The organism is Kitasatospora sp. NPDC058965 (assembly GCF_042741245.1).
Classification (GTDB): domain Bacteria; phylum Actinomycetota; class Actinomycetes; order Streptomycetales; family Streptomycetaceae; genus Kitasatospora.
In genome coordinates this window covers 1-2408 of record NZ_JBHYKG010000558.1, presented here as the reverse complement: position 1 = coordinate 2408, position 2408 = coordinate 1, and the positions used below count along the sequence as shown (strand labels likewise).

At 77.9% G+C, this 2408-nt stretch carries 2 protein-coding genes; both read right to left on the bottom strand.

What is annotated here, in order from left to right:
• Positions 1-1281: polyketide synthase (locus ACFW1A_RS40085; protein WP_380418605.1), on the bottom strand; the 1281-nt coding region annotated here is incomplete at its 3' end.
• 75 nt (positions 1282-1356) lie between these two features.
• Positions 1357-2408: LuxR C-terminal-related transcriptional regulator (locus ACFW1A_RS40080; RefSeq protein ID WP_380418603.1), on the bottom strand; the 1052-nt coding region annotated here is incomplete at its 5' end.

The window sequence follows — 2408 nt, the reverse complement described above, 5'->3', positions numbered from 1 at the left end:
GCCCACCACCACGTGCGCGTTGGTGCCGCCGACCCCGAACGAGCTGACCCCCGCGACCAGCGGCCCGTCCTGCTCGGGCCACGGCCCGGTCGCGGTGGGCACCGCCAGGCCCAGCCCGGCGAAGTCGATCTCCGGGTTGGGGGTCGCGAAGTTGAGGCTGGCCGGGAGCTGCCGGTGGTGCACCGCGAGCACCGTCTTGAGCAGGCCGACGATCCCGGCGGCTCCCTCCAGGTGGCCGACGTTGGTCTTCGCCGAGCCGACCAGCAGCGGCCGGCCGACCGGTCGGCCGGTGCCGAGCGCGGCGCCCAGTCCGGCCGCCTCGACCGGGTCGCCGACCCTGGTGCCGGTGCCGTGCAGCTCGACGTAGCCGACCTGCCCGGGCTCGACGCCCGCCCGGCGCACGGCGCTGCGCACCACCTCGGCCTGCGCCCGGGCGTTCGGCACGGTCAGCCCCGCACCGGCGCCGTCGCTGTTGACCGCGCTGCCGAGCAGCACGGCCAGCACCCGGTCCCCGTCCGCCACCGCCCGCGCCAGCGGCTTGAGCAGCAGCACGACGCCGCCCTCGCCGCGCGCGTAGCCGTTGGCCCGGGCGTCCAGGGTGAAGCAGCGGTCGTCGGGCGAGAGCGCGCCGAACCGGTCGACGGTCAGGGTGCTCTCGGCGGCCAGGTTGAGGTTGACGCCGGCCGCCAGCGCCAGCTCCGACTCGCCACTGCGCAGGCTCTCCATGGCCAGGTGCACGGCGACCAGCGAGGAGGACTGCGCGGAGTCGACGCTCAGGCTCGGACCGCGCAGGTCGAGCGCGTAGCCGACCCGGTTGGCGATCAGGCCCCGGTTCAGGCCGGTGAGGCTGTGCCGGGTGATGGCGCCGCCGCGGGCCGTCAGGGTGGCGTAGTCGGAGCCGATCGCCCCGACGAAGACGCCGGTGCGGCTGCCGGCCAGCGCGGCCGGGACCACCCCGGCGTCCTCCAACGCCTCCCAGGCCAGCTCCAGCACCAGCCGCTGCTGCGGGTCGGCGGCGGCCGCCTCGGCCGGGGAGATGCCGAAGAACTCCGGGTCGAACCGGTCCACCTGGTCCAGGTAGCCGCCGGCCCGGGGCTGCTCCCCCGGGCCGAACCGGTCGGGCGGGAAGGTCCCGACCGCCGTCCGCCCCGCCGCCAGCAGCTGCCAGAACGCCGCCGGGTCCGCCGCGCCGGGCAGCCGACAGGCGAGGCCGATGACGGCCACCGCCCGGGGCGCGTCGGGATCCGGGACGGACGGGGCGGGGAGTTCCGGGTGGGCCATGGCGAGTTCCGCTCCTGAGGGCTGGCTGGTGCTGACCGGCTCTCAGATTTCCTCGGCGCTGCGTCACCTTGGCCCCTAGGCAACCCCTGTGGAACCCCTACTCGCCACCGGTTCGCCCGCGCCACCGCGGGCCGGGGCGACCAGCCGGGCCAGGTCGACCCGGCGGCGGGCGCCCAGCTTGCGGTAGACCCGGGTGAGGTGCTGCTCCACCGTGCTCACCGTGATGTACAGCTTGCGGGCGACCTCGCGGTTCGACAGGCCCCGGGCGGCCAGCTCGGCCACCCGGCGCTCGGCCTCGGTGAGCGCGGACCCGGCGGCCTCCGCCTCCGGGCCGGCCTGCGGCACCACGGCCAGCGCCGGGGCCCGGCGCATCCGCCGGTCGGTCCGCCGGGCCCGGTCCGGGTCGCCGTCGTCCTGGTGACTCTCGCTCAGCTCGGCCAGCACCGCCGCCAGGTCGGACTCCGCGCCGGCCTCCTCCAGCAGCCGCACGGCCCGTTCCAGCGTCCCGGTCCGCTCGGACCGCTCCCCGGCCAGCGCCCGCACCCACAGCGCCAGCCCCCGGATCCTGGGCTGCCCGGCGGGCCCGAGCCGGGCGAGCTGCTGCTCGGCCAGCACCAGCGCCGCCTGCGGGCGGCCCAGGGCCAGCTGGGCCCGGGCGGCGCCGATCCGCCACGGTGCCAGGGCCGGCAGGTGTTCGAGCCCCCAGCGGGCCATCGCCTCCCCGCAGGCTCGGAACTCGGCCAACGCCTCCTCGGCCCGCCCGACCGCGAGCAGGTGCGCACCGCGCGCGTACCGGTGGTGCAGCCCGGCCGGGGTCCGCTCCATCGCCTCCGGGGTGGCCAGCTCCAGGAACCGGGCCGCGTCCTGGTGCAGGCCGAGCGCCGTCCGGGCACCCGCCATGGTGGCCAGCGGCAGGCCGACCGCGACTCCCCAGCCCTGCGGGGTGATCCGGGTGAACACCGCCCGCGCGGCCTCGTCGGCGGCGGCCGGATCGCCCTGGCGCAGCGCGGTCTCCGCGCGCAGCGCCGCGAACAGCGCCTGCCAGGTGGAGCCGCACCGGGCCCCGGTGCGGTCGGCCAGCCGCTCGCACCAGCGGGCGGCCAGGTCGGCCCGGTCGGTGTAGAGCC